Annotated in this window: 27 protein-coding genes and 1 pseudogene; 11 read left to right on the top strand and 17 right to left on the bottom strand. The window is 69.6% G+C overall.

Features of this window, described 5'->3' with window-relative positions:
* Positions 1 to 10: 10 nt before the first annotated feature.
* From H537_RS47460 to H537_RS0135480, 12 genes and pseudogenes are all read right to left on the bottom strand, one after another.
* Positions 11 to 238: a DUF2933 domain-containing protein gene (locus H537_RS47460; protein ID WP_043461585.1), complete on the bottom strand. Its 228-nt coding sequence runs from the start codon at positions 236 to 238 to the stop codon at positions 11 to 13.
* Between the two features lie 66 nt (positions 239 to 304).
* Positions 305 to 1,665 (bottom strand): annotated as a pseudogene (locus H537_RS47455) (MBL fold metallo-hydrolase RNA specificity domain-containing protein).
* A 20-nt stretch (positions 1,666 to 1,685) separates the two neighbouring features.
* Entirely contained in the window at positions 1,686 to 2,357 is a 672-nt protein-coding gene (locus H537_RS47450) for a methyltransferase family protein (RefSeq protein WP_043461583.1), read from the bottom strand.
* Between the two features lie 27 nt (positions 2,358 to 2,384).
* Positions 2,385 to 4,148 carry a DUF3141 domain-containing protein gene (locus H537_RS47445; RefSeq protein WP_238446930.1) on the bottom strand — a complete coding sequence of 588 codons (1,764 nt, stop codon included), beginning with the start codon at positions 4,146 to 4,148 and terminating at the stop codon, positions 2,385 to 2,387.
* A gap of 190 nt (positions 4,149 to 4,338) precedes the next feature.
* The gene (locus tag H537_RS53885; RefSeq protein ID WP_156902151.1) at positions 4,339 to 4,629 is read right to left on the bottom strand and encodes a hypothetical protein; all 291 of its coding nucleotides are present in this window, start codon (positions 4,627 to 4,629) and stop codon (positions 4,339 to 4,341) included.
* Positions 4,630 to 4,789: 160 nt separating this feature from the next.
* On the bottom strand, positions 4,790 to 5,209 hold the full coding sequence (locus tag H537_RS0135520; protein WP_156902150.1) for a hypothetical protein: 420 nt from the start codon (positions 5,207 to 5,209) through the stop codon (positions 4,790 to 4,792).
* A 927-nt stretch (positions 5,210 to 6,136) separates the two neighbouring features.
* On the bottom strand, positions 6,137 to 6,304 hold the full coding sequence (locus H537_RS54740) for a hypothetical protein (protein ID WP_169517159.1): 168 nt from the start codon (positions 6,302 to 6,304) through the stop codon (positions 6,137 to 6,139).
* A gap of 36 nt (positions 6,305 to 6,340) precedes the next feature.
* Entirely contained in the window at positions 6,341 to 7,414 is a 1,074-nt protein-coding gene (gene arsB / locus H537_RS0135500; protein ID WP_029001677.1) for an ACR3 family arsenite efflux transporter, read from the bottom strand.
* A gap of 19 nt (positions 7,415 to 7,433) precedes the next feature.
* Positions 7,434 to 7,937 (bottom strand): arsenate reductase ArsC, encoded by a 504-nt coding sequence (locus H537_RS0135495; RefSeq protein ID WP_029001676.1) that lies wholly within the window; start codon positions 7,935 to 7,937, stop codon positions 7,434 to 7,436.
* 80 nt (positions 7,938 to 8,017) lie between these two features.
* Complete coding sequence (locus H537_RS0135490; RefSeq protein ID WP_029001675.1) at positions 8,018 to 8,521, bottom strand: arsenate reductase ArsC; 504 nt, start codon at positions 8,519 to 8,521, stop codon at positions 8,018 to 8,020.
* Between the two features lie 11 nt (positions 8,522 to 8,532).
* A complete protein-coding gene (locus tag H537_RS0135485; RefSeq protein ID WP_029001674.1) occupies positions 8,533 to 9,042 on the bottom strand; it encodes an ArsI/CadI family heavy metal resistance metalloenzyme in 510 nt (169 codons plus the stop codon).
* Positions 9,043 to 9,067: 25 nt separating this feature from the next.
* Positions 9,068 to 9,391, bottom strand: coding sequence for an ArsR/SmtB family transcription factor (locus tag H537_RS0135480; RefSeq protein ID WP_029001673.1), 324 nt, complete (start codon positions 9,389 to 9,391; stop codon positions 9,068 to 9,070).
* Positions 9,392 to 9,527: 136 nt separating this feature from the next.
* On the opposite strand from H537_RS0135480, the gene H537_RS54735 reads away from it, so the two are divergent.
* Both H537_RS54735 and H537_RS0135475 read left to right on the top strand, forming a co-directional pair.
* Positions 9,528 to 9,689 (top strand): hypothetical protein, encoded by a 162-nt coding sequence (locus tag H537_RS54735; protein WP_169517158.1) that lies wholly within the window; start codon positions 9,528 to 9,530, stop codon positions 9,687 to 9,689.
* A gap of 76 nt (positions 9,690 to 9,765) precedes the next feature.
* Positions 9,766 to 11,028, top strand: a complete 1,263-nt coding sequence (locus H537_RS0135475; RefSeq protein WP_029001672.1) for a type II restriction enzyme NmeDI-related protein — start codon at positions 9,766 to 9,768, stop codon at positions 11,026 to 11,028.
* Positions 11,029 to 11,050: 22 nt separating this feature from the next.
* On the opposite strand, the gene H537_RS47435 is transcribed toward H537_RS0135475, so the two are convergent.
* Complete coding sequence (locus H537_RS47435; RefSeq protein WP_051244359.1) at positions 11,051 to 11,296, bottom strand: heavy-metal-associated domain-containing protein; 246 nt, start codon at positions 11,294 to 11,296, stop codon at positions 11,051 to 11,053.
* 239 nt (positions 11,297 to 11,535) lie between these two features.
* On the opposite strand from H537_RS47435, the gene cueR reads away from it, so the two are divergent.
* Positions 11,536 to 11,961, top strand: coding sequence for a Cu(I)-responsive transcriptional regulator (cueR, locus tag H537_RS0135465; RefSeq protein ID WP_169517157.1), 426 nt, complete (start codon positions 11,536 to 11,538; stop codon positions 11,959 to 11,961).
* A 32-nt stretch (positions 11,962 to 11,993) separates the two neighbouring features.
* On the opposite strand, the gene H537_RS50450 is transcribed toward cueR, so the two are convergent.
* Positions 11,994 to 12,392 (bottom strand): DUF305 domain-containing protein, encoded by a 399-nt coding sequence (locus tag H537_RS50450; protein ID WP_064736106.1) that lies wholly within the window; start codon positions 12,390 to 12,392, stop codon positions 11,994 to 11,996.
* 123 nt (positions 12,393 to 12,515) lie between these two features.
* On the opposite strand from H537_RS50450, the gene H537_RS0135455 reads away from it, so the two are divergent.
* From H537_RS0135455 to H537_RS56370, 6 genes are all read left to right on the top strand, one after another.
* A complete protein-coding gene (locus H537_RS0135455; protein ID WP_029001670.1) occupies positions 12,516 to 12,926 on the top strand; it encodes a hypothetical protein in 411 nt (136 codons plus the stop codon).
* 94 nt (positions 12,927 to 13,020) lie between these two features.
* Complete coding sequence (locus tag H537_RS0135450) at positions 13,021 to 14,313, top strand: TolC family protein (RefSeq protein ID WP_029001669.1); 1,293 nt, start codon at positions 13,021 to 13,023, stop codon at positions 14,311 to 14,313.
* A 5-nt stretch (positions 14,314 to 14,318) separates the two neighbouring features.
* A complete protein-coding gene (locus tag H537_RS0135445; protein WP_029001668.1) occupies positions 14,319 to 15,998 on the top strand; it encodes an efflux RND transporter periplasmic adaptor subunit in 1,680 nt (559 codons plus the stop codon).
* Complete coding sequence (locus tag H537_RS0135440; protein WP_029001667.1) at positions 15,995 to 19,144, top strand: efflux RND transporter permease subunit; 3,150 nt, start codon at positions 15,995 to 15,997, stop codon at positions 19,142 to 19,144. The genes H537_RS0135445 and H537_RS0135440 overlap by 4 nt, the downstream gene beginning before the upstream one ends.
* 10 nt (positions 19,145 to 19,154) lie before the next feature.
* The gene (locus H537_RS47425; protein ID WP_238446929.1) at positions 19,155 to 19,778 is read left to right on the top strand and encodes a YqaA family protein; all 624 of its coding nucleotides are present in this window, start codon (positions 19,155 to 19,157) and stop codon (positions 19,776 to 19,778) included.
* A gap of 2 nt (positions 19,779 to 19,780) precedes the next feature.
* The gene (locus H537_RS56370; RefSeq protein WP_043461577.1) at positions 19,781 to 20,164 is read left to right on the top strand and encodes a copper-binding protein; all 384 of its coding nucleotides are present in this window, start codon (positions 19,781 to 19,783) and stop codon (positions 20,162 to 20,164) included.
* Between the two features lie 41 nt (positions 20,165 to 20,205).
* Here the strand turns inward: H537_RS56370 and cadR are convergent, their stop codons facing one another.
* Positions 20,206 to 20,655 carry a Cd(II)/Pb(II)-responsive transcriptional regulator gene (cadR, locus tag H537_RS47415; protein WP_043461575.1) on the bottom strand — a complete coding sequence of 150 codons (450 nt, stop codon included), beginning with the start codon at positions 20,653 to 20,655 and terminating at the stop codon, positions 20,206 to 20,208.
* A 96-nt stretch (positions 20,656 to 20,751) separates the two neighbouring features.
* On the opposite strand from cadR, the gene H537_RS0135420 reads away from it, so the two are divergent.
* Positions 20,752 to 22,695: an FTR1 family protein gene (locus H537_RS0135420; protein WP_084151200.1), complete on the top strand. Its 1,944-nt coding sequence runs from the start codon at positions 20,752 to 20,754 to the stop codon at positions 22,693 to 22,695.
* 86 nt (positions 22,696 to 22,781) lie between these two features.
* Here H537_RS0135420 and H537_RS0135415 read toward each other — a convergent pair whose 3' ends face one another.
* Entirely contained in the window at positions 22,782 to 23,315 is a 534-nt protein-coding gene (locus H537_RS0135415) for a hypothetical protein (RefSeq protein WP_029001665.1), read from the bottom strand.
* A 192-nt stretch (positions 23,316 to 23,507) separates the two neighbouring features.
* Positions 23,508 to 25,979: a heavy metal translocating P-type ATPase gene (locus H537_RS47410; RefSeq protein ID WP_064736104.1), complete on the bottom strand. Its 2,472-nt coding sequence runs from the start codon at positions 25,977 to 25,979 to the stop codon at positions 23,508 to 23,510.
* Between the two features lie 85 nt (positions 25,980 to 26,064).
* Here H537_RS47410 and H537_RS50030 point away from each other — a divergent pair, with 85 nt between their 5' ends.
* Positions 26,065 to 26,343 carry a YnfA family protein gene (locus H537_RS50030; RefSeq protein WP_051244348.1) on the top strand — a complete coding sequence of 93 codons (279 nt, stop codon included), beginning with the start codon at positions 26,065 to 26,067 and terminating at the stop codon, positions 26,341 to 26,343.
* Positions 26,344 to 26,347: the final 4 nt, after the last annotated feature.

Genomic DNA, 26,347 nt, shown 5'->3' with positions numbered 1-26,347 from the left:
GTGCTTGCACTCATGGCGGGAACTTGTCGTCGTCCGGGCCGTCGTGCTCGCAGGCGCGCGTGTTCAGGTACAGCAGCAGCACGCAGGCGCCCACCAGCGCGTGCAGCACCCAGCCCAGGACGTGAGCGCGGTGCTCGCTCCAGAGCAGGAACAGCGCGATGACCATGAAGGCGGCAAAGATCCAGCGGCTCCAGGAGCGGGAGGCCGGCTGCAGGGGCGGGGCTTGCGACTTGTCCATGAGGGGGCCTCCTGTGGAGCGAAGAATCAGGGGAAGCGGTTGGCGCGGCAGTTTTGCGGTCAGGGCTCAAGCGCCGAGCTCCACGCTGCGGCCCAGCAGTGGCACGCTGGCCAACCAGCCCAGCTCATGGCTGATGCGCTGGCGCAGCGCGTCCGCGGCCGCCGGTTCGCCGTGCGTGACGAACACGCGCTGCGGCGGCCATGGCGCCGTGGCGAGCCACTGCACCAGCTGCGCCGCGTCCGCATGGGCCGACATGCCTTCGAGCGACGCCACTTCCGCGCGCACCGGCACGTCCTGGCCGAAGACGCGCAGCGTGCGCTCGCCCCCAGCAGCCGCGCGCCGCGCGTGCCGCCCGCCTGGTAGCCCACCAGCACGACGGTGTTGCGGGGGTCGGGCAGCCGCTGGCGCAGGTGGTGCAGCACGCGTCCGCCCGTGGCCATGCCGCTGGCCGAGACGATCACGGCCGGAAAGCGCGAGCGGCTCACGGCGCGGGACTCGTCAGCCGTGCGCACCATCTGCGCCACGCCGCACATGCCGGCGCACTCCTGCGCGGAGAGACGGTGCTCGGCGCGGTGCCGGTGGTAGATCTCCGTCATGTCGATGGCCATCGGGCTGTCGAGAAACACCGGCAGGTCCGGTATCGCGCCGCGCTGCTTGAGCCGGTAGAGCATGTACAGCAGCGTCTGGGCACGGCCCACCGCGAAGGCCGGCACGACCACGGTGCCGCCGCGCGCGGCCGTGTACGAGATCACCTCGCCCAGCGCGGCCTCGGCATCCTGGGTGGGATGCAGCCGGTCGCCGTAGGTGGACTCCACGACGATCCAGTGCGCCGGCGTCACGGGTGCGGGCGCGCGCATGAGCAGATCGTCCGGGCGCCCCACGTCGCCCGAGAACAGCAGGGTCTGGCCTTCGACGTCCAGGGCCATGGACGCCGCGCCCAGGATGTGGCCGGCGCGGTGGAAAGTGGCCTTCACGCCCGGCACGACCTGGGCCGGCGTGTCGAAGGGCAGGTGCGCCAAGCGGCGCAGCGCCAGCAGGGCGTCGTCCTCGGTGTAGAGCGGCTGCGCCGGCTCGTGCCGCGAGGTGTGGTGCCGGTTGGCGAAGGCCGCGTCCTCCTCCTGGGTGCGCCCGCTGTCGGGCAGCAGCAACGTGCACAGCTCGATCGTGGGCGGCGTGGCCAGCACCATGCCCCTGAAACCCTGGCGCACCAGCAGTGGCAGCGTGCCCGAGTGGTCCAGGTGCGCGTGCGTGAGCAGCACCGCGTCGATGTCGTGGGCGTCGAAAGGCAGCAGCTCCCAGTTCATCTCGCGCAGCGCCTTCCAGCCCTGGAACAGGCCGCAGTCGATGAGCAGCTTGTGGCCGCGGTGTTCGAGCAGGTACTTCGAGCCGGTCACGGTGCCGGCTGCGCCCAGGAAGGTCAGCTTCATGGTCGTCACCCTTTGCGGTTTCACGCGCCGTGGCGGTGCTGCGTATCAGGCCCTGGTCGCCCCAGCCGCGGGAAGAAGCGCGGCGTGCGTGCCGCGTAGCGTGCCCACTCGCTGCCAAAGGCCCGCTCGGACTCGCGCTCCTCGGCCAGCGACAGCCGCACGTACATGAACACCAGGATGGGGAACATGGTGAGCGTCAGGATCGTGGGCCACTGCAGCAGGAAGCCGAACATGATCAGCACGAAGGCGACGTACTGCGGGTGGCGCACCCGCGCGTAGGGCCCTGACGAGGCCATCGTGCCGCGGCGCTGGTTGGCCCACAGCACCCGCCACGCCGCGGACAGCAGCCAGAAGCCGCCGCCGATGAAGACGGTGCTCAGCACGTGGAACGGACCCCAGTGCGGATTGGCCCGCCAGCCGAACATCACCTCCAGCAGGTGCCCGGCATCGTGCGAGAGGAAGTCCACGCCGGGGAAGCGCGAGCCCAGCCATCCCGAGAGCAGGTAGATGGTCAGCGGGTAGCCGTACATCTCGGCGAACAGCGCCACCAGGAAAGCTGAGAAGGCGCTGAAGGAGCGCCAGTCGCGCCGGCTCTGCGGCTTGGCAAAGCTGAAAGCGAAGATGATGAAAACCAGCGAGTTCACCACCACCAGGCCCCACAGGCCGTAGGAGGGGACGGAAGAATGGTCCATGAGCTTTCTCCGAAAGAGATGCCGCGGTCAGCTGCAGTTGGGTGAGGACTCAACCGGGATGGCTGCATCCGTGTTCCTGATTGCCGCAGGGTGGGCAAGCGCGCGGCAGTCGTCTTGAGCAATGTCAAGCCGTCCCGCCGCTTGTCCCAGCGGCGCGGGCGCGTGCAGCAGCTCGAACGAGGCTTCCACCCAGCGGTCGCGCAGCACCCGCCAGGCCGTGATGCCGTGCTCCACGGCAGCGCTGGCCGCACGCTCCAGCTGGAACCAAGGATTCGACGCCCGCGCAGTGTCCTGGGCTCCGGCAGCTTCGAGCGCCTGCCTGGCCGCTGGCAGCACGGCCAGGATGGGCTGCACCTGCTCGGACCAGCCCCGTACCCTGGTGCGCATCGGGTGCCACTGCTGCTGCAGCCGCGCGCCTTGCGGCGTCACCCACAGCCGCACCAGCGGCGACACCCAGGCCGTGTAGAGATCGTCCAGCTCGTTCGACAGCCGGCTCACGCGTTCGAAGCCGGGTCCCGGCGGCTCGAAAGGAAGGTCTTCGATTCGGCGTGGAAGGAACGCGGCGCCGGGCGCCGCGCCTTCAGATGCCGCATCGGTCAGCCGCATCTCGTAAAGCCCGGGCGGCCGCGACTCAATCGCTGCGGCATGGTGCAGGATTGCCCGGTGCTCACGCCGCGCCACGTCGGCCGAGACGAAGATCCCCAAGTGGCCGACGTCCTGGTGCAGCAGGTAGACGATGCGCTGCCCGGCCTCGACCAGCGCCTGTGTCGAGGGGTAGACCGCCTGCAGCCAGCCCAGCGCCTGGTGCGGCGGGGTGATGTTGTCGCCGTGGGAGCTGAAGATGACCAGCGGCGTGTGCACGTGCGCGAGGTTGGCGTGGCAGTGGCCATCGATCACCACTTCGCCGCTCTGCAGCCGGTTGCCAATGAAGAGCTCGCGCACGATGGCCAGGATCTCCTCGCGGCCCAGGAAGTAGAAGGCGTTCCACCAGCGCTCGAATTCGAGAAAGCGGTCGTGCTCGGCAGCGGGATCGGCGAACAGTCCGTCGTACTTCTTCCAGAGCCCTTCCGGGCGCAGCAACTCGAAGTTCTGCACCAGCCACGCACCGTCGAAGCGGCCGGCGCCAAGGTCAGCCAGCCAGTGCGCGGACCACGCACCGCCGGTGATGGCGCCGGACAGCCGCATCGGGTTGACATCGGGCTCCCCGGCCCAGTACGACAGCGGCGAGCCATTGAGCACCGCCAATCCGGCGCGGTGGTTGCAGTGCGACAGTGCCATCGTCGCAGCCCAGCCGCCCTGGCAGTTGCCGTAGACGATGGGCTCAGTGCTGGGATGGCGCCGGGCTACGAAGTCGATGAAGCGGGCCAGGGTCTGGACCACGGCGCCCATGGTCTGCCCTTCGAGCGGCTCGGGATCAAAGACGACGAAGTAGACGGGGTGGCCCTCGACCAAAGCCATGCCGACTTCCGAGTCGCGCCGAAAGCCGCCGATGCCCGGGCCGTGGCCGGCACGCGGCTCCACCACGACAACGGGTGCGGCATCAGGGCGGACGAAGCGTTCCAGGTGGTCACTCCCACAGCGGGTAATGCGCAGCAGGCGGTAGTTGCTTGGCGGCGAGCCGTCCCGGCCGTCAGCCACCTGCTCGGCGTCAAAATGCAGCAGCGGCGGCATGCCCGCCGCCTCGTGCTCGCGCATGCGCGCGGCTCGCTCGCGCAGCGTGTCCATCGTTGCCACCGCACGCCAGGCCGCGTCGGACCAGTAGCGCGCCAGGGCCGGCATGGCGGCGGGCAAGGTCCTCGCCACGGCAAGTCCGTGACCAGAAAACATCGCATCGGGGGGCATGGCAGGCACTCCTCGGGAACCAGGGGCTGGGGAAGGCTGCCTATGGGGGGCAGCTTCCCGTCATGAAGTCCTGGCGGGCACGGCGCCGGACCACGCAGGTGGGTCCGGGACGCCGGGACCGCCAGCAGCGCGCCGGGCCTTACTGGTTCTTGTGGAACTTGGCGTGGTCGTGCTTGCCCGCTGCGGTCTTGGACTTGGCCGGCGCGGACGCCTTGTCGGACGTGGCCTGGGCGCAGCCCATCGACTTGGACGACGGCATGTTGCGATCGGCCCCGTGGTCGTGGCGCGACATCATCTTGGAGCAGTCCTGCGGCATCGAGGCGGACATGGCCGGCGCGGGTGCAGCGTCGGACGGCGCTGCCTGGGCAAGAGCAGCCGTGGCAGCGAGGGTGATGGCGGCGGCGGCGCAGAGTTGGCGGACAAGGGTCATGGATTTCTCCCGGTGAAATGGAGTAGGGAACGGACTGCAGGGACTGCAACGCTCGGTCGAGCCGTACCTGTTGCCGACGGCAACAGGCTCATGGCAGGACACAGCGGAAAAGGCACGGGTGCGGTCGCAGGCAGCGCGAGCTGCCGCGGACACGGCCGCGCTACAAGGCCAACCGCAGGAACGCGATCGGTATGGGAGGCGCACCCGTGCTGTCGGGTGGCAATGCAGTCGAGCGCACGCGTACGGCCAGCGGCGCGGGGATCACCAGGGAAACCAGGACGGCGGGCAGCCAAGCCAGGCTGGCCGCATCGAGCGTGGGCTGCCAGGCCGAGGCAGCCACAGCCACCGCATCACAGAAGTCCAGGCAGTTGGCCTGGGCGGCGTCCGCGCCGTCGTCGTGATCAGGGTCGTCGCCATGATGGTGGTGCCCGGACACGCTCACGTGCTCCACGATCGCGCCGGCACCCTCGGCAGAAAGCCGCACGGCGCAGGCGTTGGCCATGCTCATCACGATGCCGAAAAGCCACGCCGACAGCACCAGGGCTGTCCAGCGGCGCAGCTGTCGGCGGTGAAGGGGCATGGCGTGGAGGGTGCGAGCAAGACGTGTTTGCGCACCAGCATAGACACCACCTCCTGACCATGGTTGACGGGGATCAACCCGGAGCCGGCACCTGCATACAGCCCGCAGAGACACGCACCAGTGGCGGCGCTCGCGCGCAGTGTCTTGGCCGCGGCTCGCGTGCATCCCGGGCGATGCCGCAGCTTGCCCAGGCCGCTCGGCGCAGCGGTCTTGACCTTGCCATGATGTCAAGGCCGCGACTGGCTGCCACCCCTCATCCGCAGCAACCATGAACACCGCCACCATCACTGCAACGACCCCGCCTGCAACGCCATGGGAGTTGCCCATCGAAAGCACATGACCTGCGCCTGCTGTATCGCCTGCGTGGAGTGGGCGCTCAAGCGTGTGCCGGGCGTGTTTGATGCCCATGTCAACCAGTGTTGGCGGCGGTCAGGAAGCGCGCTTTTCCGGCGGTGACGACGCGTTTTTCGGCGGCCAGCTGTGCGCCGGCTGCGCATTGGCTTGGCGCGGCGGATGGGTGGCCGTGAGGGGCGGCCGCAGCCTTGAAGGCGATCGGCTCAGAGGGCGGCGCGCTGGTGAAGGTCGGCTATGTCGCAGCGGCGGCGTCGTGCAGAGCGCTGAGCCGTGCGTTGACCGTGCCAAGTTCAGCAAGGTGACTCTCTTGGCAGGCGGTCAGCTGCAGCCGCTCGGCGTCACCAGCGGCGACCATGCGGTTCCCAAGCGCTGTCTCGATGGCCAGAAGTTCGTGCTCCAGCCAAGCGCAGCGGGCATTCATGGCCAACCGACCGTCCCTGTCCATGCAAGGCAGTTTGGCCGCAGGCATAGCACCGAGGGGGACGGGTATCGCGCTGACAATGGGCTGGCGCATTGCACAGGGCGCCTGGGGGTTGGCTGGGGGCGCCGCGCCGCAAGAAGACGCAACGGCCCTCAGAACGGCTCGTGCAGGTCGGGGGACACGCAGGGCTGCTGCGTTACGCGGCCTTCCCGCACCGCCCGCTGGATCTCAGCTCCGTAGGCAGCCCAGAGCTGGTCGCGCAGCATGTCCAACACCTCGAACACTGCCCGTGCCTGCTCCGGCGTCCAGTGCCTCTCCATCGTGAGCGCCAGACGCACGCAGCGCCTTGAAGCAGCTCAGGCTTTGCATGCGCCGGCCTCGTACCAGCCCTTGCTCTGGTTGACGATGCGCACCACCAGCAGCATCACCGGCACCTCGATGAGCACGCCCACCACGGTGGCCAGCGCCGCGCCGGACTCGAAGCCAAAGAGGCTGATCGCCGCGGCCACGGCCAGCTCGAAGAAGTTGCTCGCCCCGATCAGCGCCGACGGGCAGGCCACGCTGTGCGACTCGCCGAGCTTCCGGTTGAGCCAGTAGGCCAGCGCCGAGTTGAAGAAGACCTGGATCAGGATCGGCACCGCGAGCATCGCGATGACCAGCGGCTGCTTGAGGATCGCCTCGCCCTGGAAGGCGAACAGCAGCACGAGCGTGGCCAGCAGCGCCGTGATGGACCAAGGGCCGATCTTCGCCAGCGTCGCGTCGAAGGCGGCCTGGCCCTTCCTGAGCAGCGCCCGGCGCCAGAGCTGCGCTGCGATCACCGGGATCACGATGTAGAGCACCACCGACGTGATGAGCGTGTCCCAGGGCACCGTGATGGCCGAGAGGCCCAGCAGCAGCGCCACGATGGGCGCGAAGGCGAACACCATGATGGTGTCGTTGAGGGCGACCTGCGACAGCGTGAACAGCGCGTGCCCGTTGGTGAGCCGGCTCCACACGAACACCATGGCCGTGCAGGGTGCGGCGGCCAGCAGGATGAGGCCTGCCACGTAGCTGTCGAGCTGGTCCGCGGGCAGGTACGGCGCGAAGACCTGGCGCACGAAGATCCAGCCCAGCAACGCCATCGAGAACGGCTTGACGGCCCAGTTGACGAACAGCGTCACGCCGATGCCCCTCCAGTGGCCGCGCACCTGGTGGAGTGCGCCGAAGTCCACCTTCAGCAGCATCGGGATGATCATCACCCAGATCAGCAGCCCCACCGGCAGGTTCACCCGGGCCACTTCCATGCGGCCGATGGCCTGGACCGGGCCGGGCAGCATCTGGCCCAGCGCGATGCCGGCAACGATGCACAGGAAGACCCAGACGGTCAGGTAGCGCTCGAAGACGCTCATGGGCGCCGGAGCGGCGGCGCGGGCGGTCAGCGTGGTGTTCATGGATATGCCTCGCGCGCTTTCAGCTGCGGCCGATCTCGGCAAGCGCCACCTGCAGCGCGGCACGGTCCATGGTCCCCAGCGGCAGCGCGAGCAGCTGCAGCATGCGGTAGCCGATGGCCTGGCGCGTGAGCTCGAAGGCGCGACGTTTCCCCTCGTCGCCGCCCTCGGCGTTGGACGGGTCAGGGTAGCCCCAGTGCACCTTCACCGGCTGCCCGTTGCCGCCGAAGAACACCGGGCAGGACTCCGCCGCGGCGCTGTCGCACACCGTGATGACGATGGACAGGGGCGGCGCGCCGTCGGCCGAGAACTCGTCCCAGCTCTTGCTGCGGTAGCCGCCGGTTTCCACGCCGGCGTTGTGCAGCGCCTCCAGGGCGAACGGGTTGATGCGCCCGCTGGGTGCGCTGCCCGCGCTGTGGGCGCGCACGTCACGGCCCAGCCTAGCCGCGAGGTGGTTGAGCATCCCTTCGCTGAGCACGCTGCGCGCGGAGTTGTGGGTACAGAGGATCAGGACGTGAATGGTCATGGCTGCAGGCCCGGCGCTTCCCGGGTGCGTGGAGTCAGTCAAGGGAGATGCCCCGCCAAGGATCCCGGCGGGCTGGAGGATCAGGCGGCGCCGGTCTTGCCGATGCGCTCGATCTCGCGTTGCAGCGACATGCCCGCCAGCGTCTGCAGCGGCAGGGCCAGCATCAGCTCAATGCGGCGCTTGAGCACCAGCGCGGCATCCATGTAGGCGCGCTGCCGCTGCTCGGGCGTGCCTTCGACAGCGGCGGGGTCGGCCACGCCCCAGTGCGCCGTCATCGGCTGGCCCGGCCATAGAGGGCACAGCTCGCCGGCAGCCTTGTCGCAGACCGTGAAGACGAAGTCCATCTGCGGCGCTCCGGGCACGGCGAACTCGTCCCAGGACTTGCTGCTGAAGCCGTCCGTGGGGATGTGCCACTGGCGCAGCGTCTGCAGGGCCAGCGGCCGGATCTCGCCGGCGGGATGGCTGCCGGCCGAGTACGCCTTGAAGCGGCCGCGGCCCAGGTGGTTCATCAGGCCCTCGGCCATGATCGAGCGCGCGGAGTTGCCGGTGCAGATGAAGAGGACGTTGCGGACCTTGTCGCTCATGGTCGCCACCTTCAGCAGCAGGAGGTCGAGGACTTCACCGGGATGCCCAGCGGCTTGCCGCGCGGCGTGCAGCACGCGGCGGGTTCCGGCTCGGCGGCTGGCGTCTGGGCCGGCGTGCAGCAGGCTGCTGCAGCAGCGGCCTCGCCCTCGCGGAACACGGGGATGTTGCCCAGCGTGTGGAAGTGCTCCCAGGCGATGCCCTGCGGGTCCGTGATCCAGTGCTTTTCGCTGCGCGCATAGCAGCAGGTCGTAGCACCTTCATCGAGCAGCGCCATGTCGGCGGCCTGCGCGCGCTCCTTCATGGCGGCCAGCTCCGCCGGGTCGTCGGTCTGAATGCCCAGGTGGTCGATGCCGCTGGCTTGGCCGCGCGTGGAGATGGCGAAGTTCACGGCCGGGTCGTCGAGCATCCACTTGGCGTAGTCGCTCTCCACGCGCGCGGGCTCGGCGGCGAAGAGTCTGGAGTAGAAGGCGATGCTCTTGGCCAGATCATCGACGTGCAGGTGGACGTGGAAGCGCTTCATCGCGGGTCTCCTTTGAAGGGCTGGGTCAGCAGTCGGTACAGGGCTTGGCCGCGGGCAGGCAAGCCACGCCCTGGCAGCAGTTCTCGGTGAGGTAGGCCAGCAGCGCGTTCATCTGTTCGAACGCGGCGCGGTAGATGAGGTTGCGGCTCTCGCGCTCCTGCGTCACCAGGCCCGCGTTGGCCAGCTCCTTGAGGTGGAACGACAGCGTGGACGCCGGCAGTCCCAGCGCCTCGGCCATGGCGCCGGGCGTCAGGCCCTGCTCGCCGGCCACCACGAGGGCGCGAAACGCCTGCAGCCGCGCCGGCTGGGCCAGCGCGGCGAGCGATCGAACAACATCTTTCTCTTCCATGATTCCACTTTACTGGAATCATGACAAAAAACCAAGTGCCGTGGTGCAACTCCAGTCGCTGAGCGCGAGGTGGGATCAGCCGGCGTAGGTCGGCCAGGCCGCTCGCGACAGCGGTTTTCCACAATCGCGACGCCGCATGCAGTTATCCACAGAAGGGAGCCTTGCGGGAACAAAAAAGCGCGCCATCACCGCCGGAAAAGCGCACTTCCTGACCGCCGTTCACAAACCAGGCCAGCGTGGCGGGCAATGCGCTGCTGCTGCGGCGCTGGAGGGAGTTGCGCGCCTGAGCATCGATTGATCTGCAGGGCATCGCCGCAGTCACCGCCTCTTACCATTCCCGGCCTTACAAGACGCACAAGACCTGGACTCCCGCGATGCACGACACCCTGGCGATCCTCATCGAGCACTGGAAAGCCGATCCCCACAGCACCTACAACACCTGGTTCCTCTGGGATGAGCGGCTCAAGAACTTCCGCTCCATCCGCCGCGGCATCGGGCAGGTCGTGCGCGAGATCGAGGCCGGGACCTTCGGCAATGCCTACCGCGGCTCGGCGCTGGAGACGGTGGTCGCGTCCGTCGCCGAGCAGCGCCAGCTCTTCAAGGGCGCGGACCACGCCTTCTTGTGGAAACCCAAGCTGCGCATTCCCGACATCTACGAGAACGCCGCCAACCAGCGGGCCTTCGCGCGGCTGCTGCACAGCTGTGACTGCTGCGACACGGCCGAGGCCGTGGGCGAGGCTATCCAGCGCATCGACGCGCTGCAGATCAAGGGCCTGGGTCCGGCGGTGGCCAACCTGCTGTACTTCATCCACCCGACCCTCGTGATGCCCTTCAACACCGCGATGGTCAGGGGCTACAACGCAGTGACGGGCGGCAACGTCAAGCTCGGACGCTGGGACCACTACCTCTCGATGCGAGAAGGCGCCATCCGGCTCAACCAGGCGCATCGCACGCAGCTCTCCAACGACCTGGGCGCCATCGCCGGGCTGCTCTTTGACATCGGCAGCGGCCGCTATGCCGCGCCGCCACGTGCGGACGATGCGGCGGCCCTCCAGGCCTGGGAAGCCGACCTGCAAAAGGTACGCGAGGAGTCCGCGGCGGCCCAAAAGGCCTGGGCGGCGGAGAAGGAGAACGACACGACCCACACGCAGGTCCAGGGCTGGCTGCGCGACCTGGGCCATGCGCTGGGTTTCAAGGTCTGGATCGCGGCCAACGACCGCAGCCGCGAGTACGCGGGCGGGCGGCTCTCCGACGGGTGCCTGGCGGAGTTTCCACCCACGGCGGGCACGGGGCTGGACGCAGTGCGCCTGATCGACGTGGTATGGATCGATCCGGCCAGCGCGAAGGTGGCCGCAGCCTTCGAGGTCGAGCACTCGACATCGATCTACTCCGGCATCGTGCGCATGCTGGACCTGGCGCTGGGATGCGAGATCGGCGAGGGCAGCGTGCTGTTCCTGGTCGCACCCGACAACCGGCGCGAGGACGTGCGGCTGCAACTGCAGCGCCCGGCCTTCTCGCGCGTGTCGTCGCTGGGCATCCGCTACCTGCCCTACGGCGAGCTGCAGAAGAACCTGGAGCCGATGCGGCGCTTTGGCTCCGGCATGAAGCCGCTGCTGGAGATCTCGCAGCGGCTGTAGTCGCAGCCCCCTTGGCGCCCCTTCAGCGGCAGCCGCAGCCACAGCCGCCGCGCGCAGGGCCTGTGGCAGGGATGGCCGCGGCTGGCTCGTAGCCGGCCTCGGAAAGCGCCTGGGCCAGCGCCTGGCGCTCCAGCGTGCTCTGGACCCTGACCTTCTTGTCGGCCAGGGTCACATCGACCCGGGCCGCCGGATCGGCGGCCTTGAGGGCCTGGGTGATGGCGCCGACGCAGTGGCCGCAGCTCATCTCGGGGACGGTGAACTCGATCATGGTGACCTTCCTGGCTGGTGGGTTGCTGATGCCCGACAGCTTCAACCTTCCCACCATGGGAAGGTCAACACCTGTTCTCTCGAACTGCACCCACCGACATGGACATGGGTCACGATGACTTGACCTTGCCATCATGGAAAGCTTCATGCTGAATGGCGAAGTGTCTGCGCACCGACCCACCCTGCAAGGTGCGCCCAAACCGCCGCCGTCCAAGACAAGCCCATCACGAGGAGCCCGCCATGCCTGCTGCCGCCACCGAGACGCCCGTCCTGAACATCGGCGAGGCCGCCGCGCGCTCGGGCGTCTCGGCCAAGATGGTGCGGCACTACGAGTCGCTGGGGCTGCTGCCGCAGGTGCGGCGCACGGACTCGGGCTATCGTCAGTACGGCGAGCGGGAGGTGCACATGCTGCGCTTCATCCGCCGCTCGCGTGACCTGGGCTTTGGCATGGCGGAGATCGCCGAGCTGCTCAAGCTCTGGCAGAACCGCCGGCGCAACAGCGCCTCGGTCAAGCGCATCGCGCTGGAGCACGTCGCCGACCTGGAGCGGCGCATCGCCGAGATGACGGCGATGAAGCAGACGCTGCAGCGTCTGGCTTCGTGCTGTCACGGCGATGAGCGCCCAGACTGCCCGATCCTGGACGACCTTGGGCAGCTTGGTCGTTAGTAGCGGCAGTGGCCCTGCCGCTCAACCGGGCCTTACTTGCGCGACTGCAGCCACTTGTCGAACTGGCCAATCTCCTTTTGCTGATCGCGCACGATCTTCTGCGCCATCTTCTTGAGCTCGGGCGACTTGGCCTGCTTGAGGTAGGCCTGTGACATCTCGACCGCCTGCTGGTGGTGCATCTTCATCATGGTGGCGAAGTCACGGTCGGCATCGCCCGTGGGCTTCATCTGCTGCATCTGCTCCATGCCGCGCATCATGGTGCCGTGCATGTCCATCGAGCCCGAACCGCCCGATTGCATCGACGAGGAGCCTTGCCCCGAGGAGCCCATTGGCGCCGAAGCCTGTGCATGGGCGGTACTGGCGGCGAGGCTGCCCAGGCAAGACAGGGCAACGGCGCACACGCGCAGGCACAAGGTGCGGTTTGTTTCCATGGCGGTCTTCCGTGAAAAAGGCGCCGCATTCGAGGCAAGCCCCATTCCCGCATGCCGTCCATTTGTTACGGGATCTTGAGCAAGCTCAATTCCGGCCGGCGCCGCGCGCCTAGACTGCCTCCCATGTTCCTGACCGTCCGTCACCGTCGCAGCCTGGCCTCCTGGCTGGCTGCGTTCGTGCTGCTGGTGCAGCTGGTGACGGCCGCCTATGCCTGCCCGCAGGCCAAGGTGCCCTCCGCTCCCATGCCCGCCGACGCCGTGCTCATGCACGACTGCGACGGCGACATGCACGCCACGATGGACCCCGACCAGCCGCAGCTGTGCAAGGCGCACTGCGACCAGGGCACCGCTTCCGTGACACCGCAGCCGGGCACCGAGCCCGGGGCGGCGCTGGCTGCCCTACCGGTGCTGCTGTGGGTGGTGCCGGTCCTGGCCGTTTCGCCATCGGTCGCAGCCCGTTCGCGGCCGCCCACGGACGGCGCCCCGCGCGGCTCGCCTCCCATTTACCTGTCGCACCTCTCACTTCGGAATTGACCTGACGGGTTGCTTCCAGACGGCACGCCGCCATCGGCGTGCGCGCTGGGCTCCCGTCTTTTGTCCTTGGTCACTGGATTTCCGAAGGTCCGCCATGTCTGTCTTCTTCCCGGGTGCGCGCCTCGCGCAACCCGCCGCTGCCGCGCCACGGCAGCCTCGGCTGCGCCGTCTGGCCGCCGCTTGCACCCTGGCGCTTGTCGCCCTCCACGCTCCCATCGCCTTTGCCGCCCTGAGCTTCACTGAAGCAGTGGACCTGGCGCGCCAAGTCTCGCCGGCGCTGCGCGCACAGCAGGCGGCAACCGCTGGCGCGCAGGCCGCGGAGCCCGCCGCCGCGGCGCTGCCGGACCCGCGCCTGTCGGTGGGCGTGGAGAACCTGCCCGTCACGGGCATGGACCGCTGGAAGCTCACGCGCGACTTCATGACGATGCAGCGCGTGGGCGTCATGCAGGAGATGCCCAACCGCGCCAAGCGCGAGGCCCGCACCCAGCTGGCACAGGCCCGCACCGAGCGCGAACGCAGCCTGGCCGCCGTGGCGGAGCTGCAGGCCCGGCGCGAGGCGATGCGCGCCTGGCTCGCCGTGCACTACGCCGAACAGCGGCTGGGCCTGCTGGAGGACTTCCGGCGCGAGAACCGGCTGCTGCTGCAGACCCTGCCCGCGCGCATCGCCGCGGGCGGCGCACAGCCCACGGATCTCACCATGGCGCGGCAGGAAACGCTCGCGCTGGACGACCGGCAGGACGAGTTCCAGCGCGACGTGGCCAAGGCTCGCGCCACGCTGCGCCGCCTGGTGGGCCCGCGCGCCGACGAGCCGCTGGCCGGTGAGCCACCGGCGCTGACCGTGCGCGCCGAGGCCGTGCGGGAGGCACTGCACCGCCACGTCGAGCTGCAGCCCTTCGAGGCGATGGCCGCCATGGCCCGGGCCGAGATCGGCGAAGCCGAGTCGGAAAAGCGCGGCGACTGGTCCTGGGAAGTGGCCTATGCCCGGCGTCCCCGCTATGACGACATGGTGTCCTTCCAGCTGAGTTTCGACCTGCCGCTGCGCCAGGGGCAGCGCCAGGAGCCGCAGGTTGCGAGCAAGCGCCGTGAGCTCGAGCGCGTGGAAGCCGAGCGCGAGGACACGGCCCGGCGCCACGGGGAAGAGGTCGAGATGCAGCTGGCCGAGCTGCAGGCGCTGGATGCGCAGGCACAGCGGCTGCGCACGGACGGCCAGCGCCTGGCCGCCGAACGCGTGTCGCTTGTCACCACCGCCTACCAGGCCGGCCGCAGCGACCTGGGCGCGGTGCTCGCCGCGCGCGCTGCGGCGCTGGAGCAGCGGCTGCGCACGCTGAGCCTGGACGCCGAGCGCGTGGACCTGCGCGTGCGCCTGAACACCCTGACTGCCGAGTGAGCACCATGAACACCCAACCCAAGAAGATTGCCCTGGCCGTCGTGCTGCTCGCCGCCGGCATGGCCGCCGGCTGGGGGCTGGCCACCTGGCGCACGCCCTCGCACATCGGCACCGATCACGCCGGCGCCACGGCGCCGGCCGCTTCCACCGAGCGCCAGATCCTGTACTGGTACGACCCGATGAAGCCGGACATGAAGTTCGACAAGCCGGGCAAGTCGCCCTACATGGACATGCCGCTGCAGCCCAAGTACGCCGACGAGGCCGGCGGTGCGGCAGCCGGTGGCGTGGCGGTGTCGCCGCAGGCCATGCAGGCGCTGGGCCTGCGCGTGGCCACGGCCGAGAAGCGAACGCTTGCCACGGCGGTGGACGCCGTCGGCACGGTGCAGCTCAACGAGCGCGACGTGAGCATCGTGCAGGCGCGTGCCAACGGCTTCGTCGAGCGCGTCTATGCCCGCGCCCCGGGCGACGTGATCGGCACTGGCGCGCCGCTGGCCGACGTGCTGCACCCGGAATGGCTGGCCGCGCAGCAGGAATACCTGGCCGTACGCGCCACCGGCGACGCGTCGCTCACGGCTGCGGCACGCCAGCGCCTGGTGCTGCTGGGCATGCCTGCGGGCCTTGTCGAGCGCGTCGAACGCGAGAACCGGCCCGTGGCGACGACCACCATCACCACGCCCGGCGGCGGCCTGATCGCCGAGCTGATGGTGCGTCAGGGCATGACGGTGGCGCCGGGCATGACGCTGGCGCGCATCAACGGCCTGGGCACGGTCTGGGTCGAGGCCGCGCTGCCGGAGGTGCAGGCCTCCAGTGTTGCCATCGGCCAGCCGGCCAGCGTGCGCCTGGCGGCTGCGCCGGGCGAGGCGCTGCGCGGCAAGGTGCTGGCCATCCTGCCTGAGGCCAGTGCCGAGACCCGCACGCTGCGCGTGCGCATCGAGCTGCCCAACCCGGGCCAGCGGCTGCGTGCGGGCATGTTCGCCCAGGTGCAGCTGCAAGGCGGTGCCCAGGGCGAGGCGGTGACGGTGCCGGCAGAAGCCGTGATCCGCACCGGGCGCCGCGCGCTGGTGTACGTGGTGGACGCGCCGGGCAGCTACCGCCCGGTCGAAGTGGAGCTGGGCCCCGAGGTGGGCGAGCGCATCGCCGTGCGCCGCGGCATCGAGCCCGGGCAGCAGGTGGTGGCCTCCGGCCAGTTCCTCATCGACTCCGAGGCCAGCCTGCGCGGCATCGTGGCGCAGGCCACAGCCGGCACGGCGCCGGCGCCCGCTGCCCTTGCAGCCGCGCCCGGCCATGAAAGCGCCCACGGGGCCGCCCCCGCGGTTGCGGCGACGACCAAGGCTGTCCAGCCCGCGGCTGTCCCGGCCACCTACGAGACCCGCGGCAAGGTGGTCGAGGTCGAGGGCGACACCATCACGCTGGACCACCAGGCGGTGGCGGCGCTGAAGTGGCCGCCCATGACCATGCCCTTCAAGCTGGAGCGGCCCGGAATGGCCAAGGGGCTCAAGGGCGAGGACCCGGTGCGTTTCAGCTTCCGCATGCAGGGTGACGAGGCGGTCGTCACGGCGATCACGCGCGACGGCGCGGCGCCGGCCAGGCCAGCCGCGGCTCCCGTGCCAGCACCCGTGCCACCGCAGGATGCGCATGCCGGCCACGATGCCCACGCCGGTCACGGCACGGGGAGCGGACAATGATCGCCAGCCTCATCCGCTGGTCGGTCGGCAACCGCTTCCTGGTGCTGCTGGCCACCCTGTTCCTTGCCGCCGCCGGCATCTGGGGCCTGCGCACGACGCCGGTTGACGCGCTGCCGGACCTCTCGGACGTCCAGGTCATCATCCGCACCACGCTGCCGGGCCAGGCGCCGCAGATCGTGGAGAACCAGGTGACCTACCCGCTGGCCACCACGATGCTGTCGGTGCCCGGGGCGCGCACCGTGCGCGGCTACTCCTTCTTTGGCGACAGCTTCGTCTACGTGCTGTTCGAGGACGGCACGGACCTGTACTGGGCGCGCTCGCGGGTGCTGGAGTACCTCAACCAGGTGCAGGGCCGGCTGCCCGCCGGTGCCAAGACCGCGCTGGGCCCGGATGCCACGGGCGTGGGCTGGGTGTTCCAGTACGCGCTCGTTGACCGCAGCGGGCGCAATGACCTGTCGCAGTTGCGCGCGCTGCAGGACTGGTTCCTGAAGTACGAGCTCAAGAGCCTGCCGGGCGTGGCCGAGGTCGCCACCGTAGGCGGCATGGTCAAGCAGTACCAGGTGGTGCTCGACCCCGTGAAGCTCGCGGCCTACGGCATCACGCAGGCCCAGGTGCGCGAGGCGCTGATGGCGGGCAATCAGGAAAACGGCGGCTCGGTGCTGGAGCTGGCCGAGGCCGAGTACATGGTGCGCGCCAGCGGCTACCTGACGTCGCTCGACGACTTCCGCAACATCCCGCTGGCCGCGCGGGCGGGCGTGCCGGTCAAGCTCGGCGACGTGGCCACGCTGCAGATCGGCCCCGAGATGCGCCGCGGCATCGCCGAGCTCGACGGCCAGGGCGAGGTCACGGGCGGCATCGTCATCCTGCGCTCGGGCAAGAACGCGCAGGAGACCATCCACGCCGTCAAGGCCAGGCTCGCAGAGCTGCAAAAGAGCCTGCCCCAGGGCGTCGAGGTCGTCACGACCTACGACCGCGGCGCGCTCATCGAGCGGGCTATCGACAACCTCAAGGACAAGCTTGTCGAGGAGTTCATCGTCGTGGCGCTGGTGTGCGCGGTGTTCCTGTGGCACCTGCGCTCGGCGCTGGTGGCCATCATCGCGCTGCCGCTGGGCGTGATGGCTGCCTTCCTCGTGATGCGCTGGCAAGGGATCAACGCCAACATCATGTCGCTCGGCGGCATCGCCATCGCCATCGGCGCCATGGTGGACGCGGCCGTGGTGATGATCGAGAACGCGCACAAGAAGCTCGAAGCCTGGCAGCACGCTCACCCGGGCCAGGAGCTCAAGGGCGACGAGCGCTGGAGCGTCATCACCAGCGCAGCGGAGGAGGTAGGCCCCGCGCTCTTCTTCTCGCTGCTCATCATCACGCTGAGCTTCATCCCGGTCTTCACGCTCGAAGCCCAGGAGGGGCGGCTCTTCGGGCCGCTGGCCTACACCAAGACCTACGCCATGGCCGCGGCCGCGGGCCTGTCGGTGACGCTGATCCCGGTGCTCATGGGACTGTGGATTCGCGGGCGCATTCCTGATGAGCAGAAGAACCCGATCACGCGCGTGCTCATCGCGGTGTATCGCCCGGTGCTGGAGTGGGTGCTGCATCGGCCGCGCACGACGCTCGCCCTGGCGGTGCTGGTCTTTGCCAGCACGCTGTGGCCGCTGTCGCGCCTGGGTGGCGAGTTCCTGCCGCGCATCGACGAGGGCGACCTGCTCTACATGCCCTCGGCCCTGCCGGGCCTCTCGGCCCAGAAGGCCTCGGAGCTGCTGCAGATCACCAATCGCATGATCCGCACCGTGCCCGAGGTGGAGATGGTCTTCGGCAAGGCCGGCCGCGCCGAGACCGCCACCGACCCGGCGCAACTGGAGATGTTCGAGACCACGGTGAAACTCAAGCCCCGCGAGCAGTGGCGCGCGGGCATGACGCCCGAGAAGCTGGTGGAGGAGCTGGATCGCACGGTGCAGATCCCGGGCCTGGCCAACATCTGGGTGCCGCCCATCCGCAACCGCCTGGACATGCTGGCCACCGGTATCAAGAGCCCCATCGGCGTGAAGGTCACGGGCGGCAGCCTCGCCACCATCGACCGCGTGGCGCTGGACGTCGAGCGCATCGCCAAGGGCGTCCCCGGCGTGTCCTCGGCCCTGGCCGAGCGGCTCACCGGCGGGCGCTACATCGACGTGCAGATCGACCGCGCCGCCGCAGCGCGGCTGAACCTGAGCATCGCCGACGTGCAGGCGGTGGTGGCAGGCGCCATCGGCGGCGAGAACGTGGCGGAGACTGTCGAAGGGCTGGCGCGCTTTCCGATCAACCTGCGCTACCCGCGCGAGTGGCGCGACTCGCCCGAGCGACTCTCCAGCCTGCCCATCCTCACGCCCATGGGTCAGCAGATCACGCTCGGCACGGTGGCCAAGATCCAGGTCACGGACGGCCCGCCGCTGCTCAAGAGCGAGAACGCACGGCCCTCGGGCTGGGTCTACGTGGACGTGCGCGGGCGCGACCTCGCAGCGGTGGCCAACGACCTGCGCGCCGCGGTCACCAAGGACGTGAAGCTGGAGCCGGGGATGAGCCTGGCGTACTCGGGCCAGTTCGAGTACCTGGAGCGCGCCAACGCCCGGCTCAAGGTCGTGGTGCCGGCGACCCTTCTGATCATCTTCGTGCTGCTGTACCTGACCTTCAAGCGCTTCGACGAGGCGCTGCTCATCATGGCCACGCTGCCCTTTGCGCTCACGGGCGGCATCTGGTTTCTGTGGGTGCTGGGCTACAACATGTCCATTGCTGCGGGCGTGGGCTTCATCGCGCTCGCGGGCGTGGCGGCCGAGTTCGGCGTGGTGATGCTGCTGTACCTCAAGCACGCGCTGCAGGATCGGGCCGACCAGGGCCTGGCGCCCAGCCGCGACGTGGTGCTCGACGCCATCCGAGAGGGGGCGGTGCTGCGGGTGCGGCCCAAGGCCATGACGGTGGCCGTGATCCTGGCGGGCCTGGTGCCCATCGTCTGGGCCACGGGCACGGGCTCCGAGGTCATGAGCCGCATCGCCGCGCCCATGCTCGGCGGCATGGTCACGGCGCCGCTGCTGTCGCTGTTCGTGGTGCCGGCGGCCTACGTGCTCATGCGCGCCAGGAAGGCACGCAGCGCGGCACAGCCCCGGCACCCGTGACGCGCACGCCGTGGTGTTGCGTCCCACGCTGGAGACCGGGCTGCTGCGCAGCCTGACGCGGCACGCGCAGCACCGGGGCTTCCCGGTGGTGGTCGCCGGCATGGCGCTGGCGGCCACCTTGTCGATGAGCGTGCCCTTCGCCTCGATCCTCGTGGCCGCCGTGCTGCTCGCCCCCCGGCGCTGGTTCGCGCTGGCGCTGGGCGGCAGCCTGGGCTCCGCCGCGGGGTCAGCGCTGCTGTACCTGGTGTTTCACCATTTGGGCTGGGCGCGCTTCTTCGACAGCTATCCCGAGGTCGTGCGCTCGGCGGCCTGGCTGGATGCAACCCGGTGGCTTGGCGCCTACGGTACCCCGGCGCTGCTGCTGATCTCGGCATTGCCGCTGCCCCTGACGCCGGCGCTCATGTTCGCGGCCATCTCGCGGCTGCCCGTGGCCCAGGTCATCCTGGCGCTGTGGGCCGGCAAGCTGCTGAAGTACGTCGTCTATGCTTGGCTCGCAGCGGCGTTTCCGGCAACGAGGCTGCGCACCCGGCAGCGCCAGCTCGACGCCCTGGGCGCGGCTCTCAGCCACGCGACGTCGCAGCGCGAGGCGCCGGAGACTTCGCAGGGCAACGAGCAGCCTGCTTCAAAAAGGTGAGCATGCGAGCAAGATCAACGAGCATCCCTTTCGCAGCCGTGGCACTGTGCGCGGCTGTCATGGCGGCTCAGGGTGCCGAGCCAGCGCCGGCTGCCGCTACTGCTGCCACTGCGAAAGCATCGACGGCTGCGCCGGCCACGTTCCAGGGCAGGGGCAAGCTACTCGACCTCGATGTCCCCGACCGGCTGATCACCGTGGACCACGACGACATGCCGAGCCTGGGCATGCCGGCCATGACGATGGACTTTCCGGTGGCTGCCTCGGTTGATATGGGCACCGTTACCGCCGGGCAGACGGTGAGCTTCGTGTTGACGGTGATCAGCGGGATACTGACGGTGACGGAGCTGCGGCCGGTTGGAAACCTTCAAGGCGGCACGAAGCAGTGACATGCCCCCTGACGCCGCCCCAGGTAGCTCTGCCCTGGCCTTCAGTGGCAACCTTTGACGTGGCTCGACCGATGCGAACGCGATGAAGGCGCCTGGTTGGCTGCCTGCGTGAGTTCGTTGAGAATGCCGCAGTCCCGTGCTTGCTGGCCCTGGTTGCACTGCTGGCGCAAGTCCTTGAGAGCCTTCTCCAGTGAGCGCAACTCGCGGATGCGCTGTGCCACATGCCCGATGTGCTGGTCCAGCAGCGCATTGACCTCGCCGCAGTTGTCCTCGGGCGCGTCCTTGTAGCGCAGCAGCACCCGGATCTCGTCGAGCGTCATGTCGAGGTTGCGGCAGTGGCGCACGAAGGCCAGTCGCTCCACGTGCGCCGCCGTGTAGACGCGGTAGTTGCCCGCCGTGCGTTCAGGCTCGGGCAGCAACCCCTCGCGTTCGTAGAAACGGATGGTCTCCACGGCCGTCCCCGTCTGGCTGGCCAGTTCGCCGATCTTCACGTTGCCTCTACCGCCATGCAGGCCATTGAATGAACAGCGCTTGACTCTACACCCGCTATAGGGTTTCCAATACAGGGAACGATAATCATTCCCATCATGAAGAACGTCCTTGTCCGACTCCTTGGCACCTTGCTGGCGCTGTGCCTGTGGTGCAGCCTCGCTGCAGCCAACGACACCCCTTCCGAAGCCTCCGTCAGGCAGGTGTGGCAACTGCTGGACTACGTGGGCGTGGACTACGGTGGTGCCGTCGCCGATGGCAAGGTCTTGAGCGAGGCGGAGTACGCCGAGATGCGCGAGTTCGCCGCCAACGCGCTGCGGCAAGCGCAAGCGCTGCCCCCGAACACCGCGCGCGAGCGCCTGGTGGCGGCGGTGGCGGCCGTGCAGCAGGCGGTGGAGCAGCGGGTGCACAGCACCGAGGTGGCCGCGCTGGCGCGGCAGGCCGGCGACCAGCTCCTGGCGGCGTACCCGGTGCCGGTGGCGCCCAAGGCATTGCCGGACCTGCAGCGCGGCGCGGCGCTGTACCAGGCGCAGTGCGCAAGCTGTCATGGCGCCGGTGGCCACGGTGACGGGCCCCTGGCGGCCCGGCTCGACCCCAAGCCGGTGGCCTTCACCGAGCGCGAGCGTGCGCGCTCGCGCAGCGTGCTTGCGCTCTACCAGATCGTCACGCAGGGCGTGGGCGGCACGTCCATGCCCGGCTTTGCCAGCCTGCCGGAGTCCGATCGCTGGGCGCTGGCATTCTTCGCCGGCGGGCTGTCGTACGACGCGGCCATGCGCGAGCGCGGCCAGGCGCTGTGGAAGAACAGCTCGGCGGCCAGGACGCAGTTCGGCGACCTCGCCGCCGTCACGACGACCACGGAAGGCGCAGCCGCCACGGCCCTTGGTGCCGACGAGGCCCGGGACGTGGTGGCCTACCTGCGCTCGCAGCCGCAGGCCGTTGCCCAGGGCAAGCCCACGGGCGTGGCGCTGGCGCGCGCGCAGCTGCAGCGCAGCGTCGCCGCGGCACGCGCGGGCAACTTCCCGGAGGCGACCCGGCTGGGCCTGTCCGCCTACCTCGATGGCTTCGAGCCGCTGGAGCCGACGCTGTCCGCGCGCAACAAGGATCTGACGGCACAGGTCGAGGCGCGGATGCTGAGCTATCGCGGGGCGTTGGCCTCTGGTCGGGCCGAGGAGGCCGCGGCGATGGCTCAGCAGCTCGACGGCGTGTTCGCGCAGGTGGAGTCCGAACTGGGCAAGGGCGCAGCCGACCCCGTGACCACGTTCCTGGGCGCGCTGACCATCCTGCTGCGCGAAGGCGTCGAGGCACTGCTCATCATCGTGGGCATGCTGGCGTTCCTGCGCAAGGCGCAGCGCCACGACGTAGTGCGGCATGTGCACGCGGGCTGGATGAGCGCGCTGGCCGCCGGCGGCGCAACGTGGGGCGTGGCCACCTACGTGGTGGGCATCAGTGGCGCCAGCCGTGAGGTGACGGAGGGGGTTTCCTCGCTGTTTGCCGCGCTCGTGCTGCTGGCCGTGGGGCTGTGGATGCACCAGAAGAGCAGCGCGGGGCGCTGGCAGGCGTACCTCAAGGACAAGCTGTCGTCGGCGATGTCGCGCCGCTCGGCCTGGGCACTGTTCGCGCTGGCCTTCATCGCGGTCTACCGCGAGGTGTTCGAGACAGTCCTGTTCTACTCGGCGCTGGCCGTCGAGGGCAACGGCGCCGCACTGCTGGGCGGGCTGGCGGCCGGGGTGGCGATCCTGGCCGTCATCGCCTGGGCGCTCATGCGCACGAGTGCGCGCATGCCCATCGGCAAGTTCTTCTCGATCAGCTCGGTCCTGGTGGCCCTGCTGGCCGTGGTGCTGTGCGGCAAGGGCGTGGCGGCCCTCCAGGAGGCCGGCTGGCTCTCCGCGAGCCCCATTCCTTCGCCGCGCATCGAGCTGCTGGGGCTGTTTCCTTCGCTGGAGACCGTGACGGCACAGCTCGTCGTGCTGGCCATCGCGCTGGTCGGTTTCCGGCTCAACGCGCTCTCAGGCCGGCGTGCCCAGCCACCGCGGGCGGCTTGAGTAGCCGCAGCCAGGGAACCTCGTCGCCCGGGCAGGCGCAGCGCACTGCCGGGCGCGTGGCCGCCAGCGGCGGCCGTCCTTCCTGGCTACTTCGCCGGTGCGGCAGCCGGCGGATTCATCATCCACTGCTGGTGCCACATCATGTGGTCCATCATCATCTGCTGCATCGGCATGTACTGGTCCGTCATGTACTGGCGCTGGCGAATCTGCTCGGGCGTGAGGCTGGAGTAGTAGCCGCGCATGTGGTCCCAGCCCATCATCGGGCCGCGCATCATCCCGGGGCCACCCGTCATGTTGCCCGCGCCGCCCATGCAGCAGGCCATGGCGCCACCGGGTCCCCACATCGAGTGCATCGCGGTCATGGCGGCCTGCATGCTGCTCCAGTGCTCCTGCATCAGCTTCTGGCGCTCCTGGGGGTCCTGCGTGGAGCGGATGCGCTCCATCTGCGCCTGCATCTGGCGCATCTGCGCCTGCACCTGGGCCATCTGCTTGTCGAACTCGGCCGGATTGGGCGCCGCAGGCTGAGCCTGTGTGCTGCCGCTGGGTGCCCCCCCTTGCTGTGCGCATGCCGGCAAGACCAGCGCTGCGGCAACTGCCATGGCAAGAACTCGCTTGTTCATCACGGACCTCCAGGGTCACGAACGCAATTGGCCTGGCTGATGACTGCCCAAGCCTCGACACCGCTCTTGGCGGAATGCTTGGAAGATTCTTGACCTGATCCCGTCCAGCGCATTGATGCCCGTCAAGCCCGCAAGCTGTCCATCCAAGCGCTCCTGCACCAGGGGTGGGCCGGCGCGGGCCGGCCGGCGCAATCACCGTGCTGCTGGCGAAAGCCGCTCCGGTGCGGCGGCGCCAGGCGCTGGTGAACGGTCCGACCAGGCCAGCAGCCGCAAGCCGTTGAACACCACCAGCAGGCTCGCGCCCATGTCGGCAAAGACGGCCATCCACATCGTGGCCTGGCCGGTGAAGGTCATCACCAGGAAAACCGCCTTGATGCCCAGCGCCAGGACGATGTTCTGCACGAGCACGCGGGCGGTTGCGCGCGAGAGCCGGACAAAGGCGGGCACCTTGCGCAGGTCGTCGTCCATGAGCGCGACGTCGGCCGTCTCGATGGCGGTGTCGCTGCCCGCGGCCCCCATGGCAAAGCCGATGTCCGCGCGCGCGAGTGCCGGCGCATCGTTGATGCCGTCGCCCACCATGCCCACGTGCTGGCCGCCACGGCTGGCCTCCTCGACGAAGCGCAGCTTGTCCTCGGGCAGCTGGTGGCCGCGGGCGTCGTCGATGCCCACCTGCGCCGCGATCGCGCGGGCCGTGTGCGGGTTGTCGCCCGTGAGCATCACGGTCCGCACTCCCAGCGCCTGCATCTCGGCCACCGCGCTGCGGCTGCTGTCCTTGACGGTGTCGGCCACCGCGAAAAGGGCGAGCACCCGGCTCTGGTCACTCAGCAGCACGAGCGTCTTGCCCTGCTGCTCCAGCGCCTGCATGCGCGCTTGCTCGGCCTGCGAAGGGGGGCCGAAGCGCTGCTCTGTCCAGCGCGGGTTGCACAGCTGGTACGTGGTGCCGTCCACGCTGCCCTGCACGCCGTAGCCCGGCAGTGCGGAGAACGCCTGCACGTCGAGCACGGGGAGGGTGTCGCGCCGCGCAGCGCGCGAGATCGCCTGCGACACGGGGTGATCCGAGCGCGACGCCAGGCTGGCGGCGATGCGGCGCAGCGGCCCCTCGTCGCCGCCCAGGGCCACCACGTCGGTCTGCTCGGGCTTGCCGTGGGTGAGCGTGCCGGTCTTGTCCAGGGCGATGGCCGTGAGGCGGCGCCCGGCTTCCAGGTAGGCGCCGCCCTTGATGAGGATGCCCTTGCGGGCCGCTGCCGCAAGGCCGCTGACGATGGTCACGGGGGTGGAGATGACGAGCGCACAGGGGCAGGCCACCACCAGCAGCACCAGGGCCCGGTAGACCCACGTCAGCCACTCGGCGCCCAGAGCCAGCGGCGGCACCACGGCCACGGCCAGTGCCACGGCGAAGACGGCCGGCGTGTAGATGCGCGCAAACTGGTCGACGAAGCGCTGGGTGGGTGCGCGCGCACCCTGGGCCGACTCCACGGCATGGATGATGCGCGCCAGCGTGGAGTCGCCGGCGCGGGCCGTGACCCGGTACTCGAAGGAGCCGGACTCGTTGATGGTGCCGGCGAAGACCTTGTCGCCCGCAGCCTTCTCCACGGGGATGCTCTCCCCGGTGATGGGCGCCTGGTTGACCGTCGAGCGGCCCGAGACGATCTGGCCATCGAGCGCGATGCGCTCGCCGGGCTTGACGCGCACCTGGGCGTCGGGCTCGACGCTGGAGGCCAGGACGTCCGTCCAGTTGCCGTCGGGCTGCAGCACGGTGGCCTTGTCGGGTGCCAGCTCCAGCAGCCCGCGAATCGCGTGACGGGCGCGGTCGAGCGACTTGGCCTCGATGAGCTCGGCCACCGCGAAGAGGAACATCACCATCGCGGCTTCGGGCCAGTGGCCGATGAGCATCGCGCCGGTGACGGCGATGGACATCAGCGCGTTCATGTTGAGGTTGAGGTGGCGCAGCGCGATCCAGCCCTTCTTGTAGGTGGACAGCCCGCCGCTGCCAATGGCCACGAGCGCGAGCGCGAGCACCAGCCACGAGCTGTCAGGCTGCAGCCATTCCACCGCCTCGGCCGCGAGCGCCGCGGCGCCGGACAACGCCAGCGGCCACCAGGGCTCGCGCTCGCCTGGCAGGTCGTTCACGTCGCGCGCTGCGCCGGCGAGCGCCGCACCGGGGTCGGGCTCATCGGCGCCCAGCCCGATGGCGCGCAGCGCCGCCAGCGCCTGCGGCAGCGCCTGGGCGCTGTGGTGCAGCGTGAGCTTGCGCTGCATGAGGTTGAACTCCAGGCCGAGGATGCCGGGCATGCCCTGCAGCTTGCTGCGGATCAGCGCCTCCTCGGTGGGGCAGTCCATCTTGGAGATGGTCAGCACCGAGGTGCGCGCCTGCGCCTCGTCGCGGGGCTGGGCTTTCATCCCGATGGAAGCCAGGGCCGCCTCGACAGGCTGCGCCGTCGCCAGCGCGTGGTGCACGTCGAGCGTGCGCTGCATCAGGTTGAAGTCGAGCTGCTGCACGCCCTCGACCCGGCCCAGGCGGTCGCGGATGAGCGCCTCCTCGGTGGGGCAGTCCATGTTGTCGATGCGGTAGCGCGAGACGCGAAGCGCAGGTGCGGCTGGCACCGCAGCCGCTGCGGAGCAGCCGCAGTGACCTTGGCAGGAGGAAACGTTGGTCTTGTCCATGAGGGTTCGATGCTTGCTTCAGGCTGGATTGCAAACCCTGTAGCCGCTGCAGAGTCAAGGACAGGTGCCCAGGTGCCTCAGGGACATGCAGGCCGGCGTCCAGCGTGCGCATGTGAATCTGCGGCGCAACGCCAAGCGCCGGGCACGGCATCCCAGGTGCGCAGGCCCCACGCGGCAGTGGCCGCAACCTTGGAGTGACCACGCCCAGCGCTTCGCGGACCGCTTCTCCCAGGTTCGCGTCTATGCGGCTTACGGCGGCGCCTACATCGACGTGGCGCTGCTGTGGCTGTGGGCCGTCGATCAACTCCGTCCGCCGGCCTGGGACGGGGCTGGCGCGGCCGTGGCCCTGGCTGGCATGGGGTAGTTCC

The organism is Azohydromonas australica DSM 1124, assembly GCF_000430725.1.
In the GTDB taxonomy this organism is placed as follows: Bacteria; Pseudomonadota; Gammaproteobacteria; order Burkholderiales; family Burkholderiaceae_C; genus Azohydromonas; species Azohydromonas australica.
The sequence above is the reverse complement of the archived record's forward strand: the minus strand, read 5'-3'. Positions and strand labels throughout refer to the sequence as shown.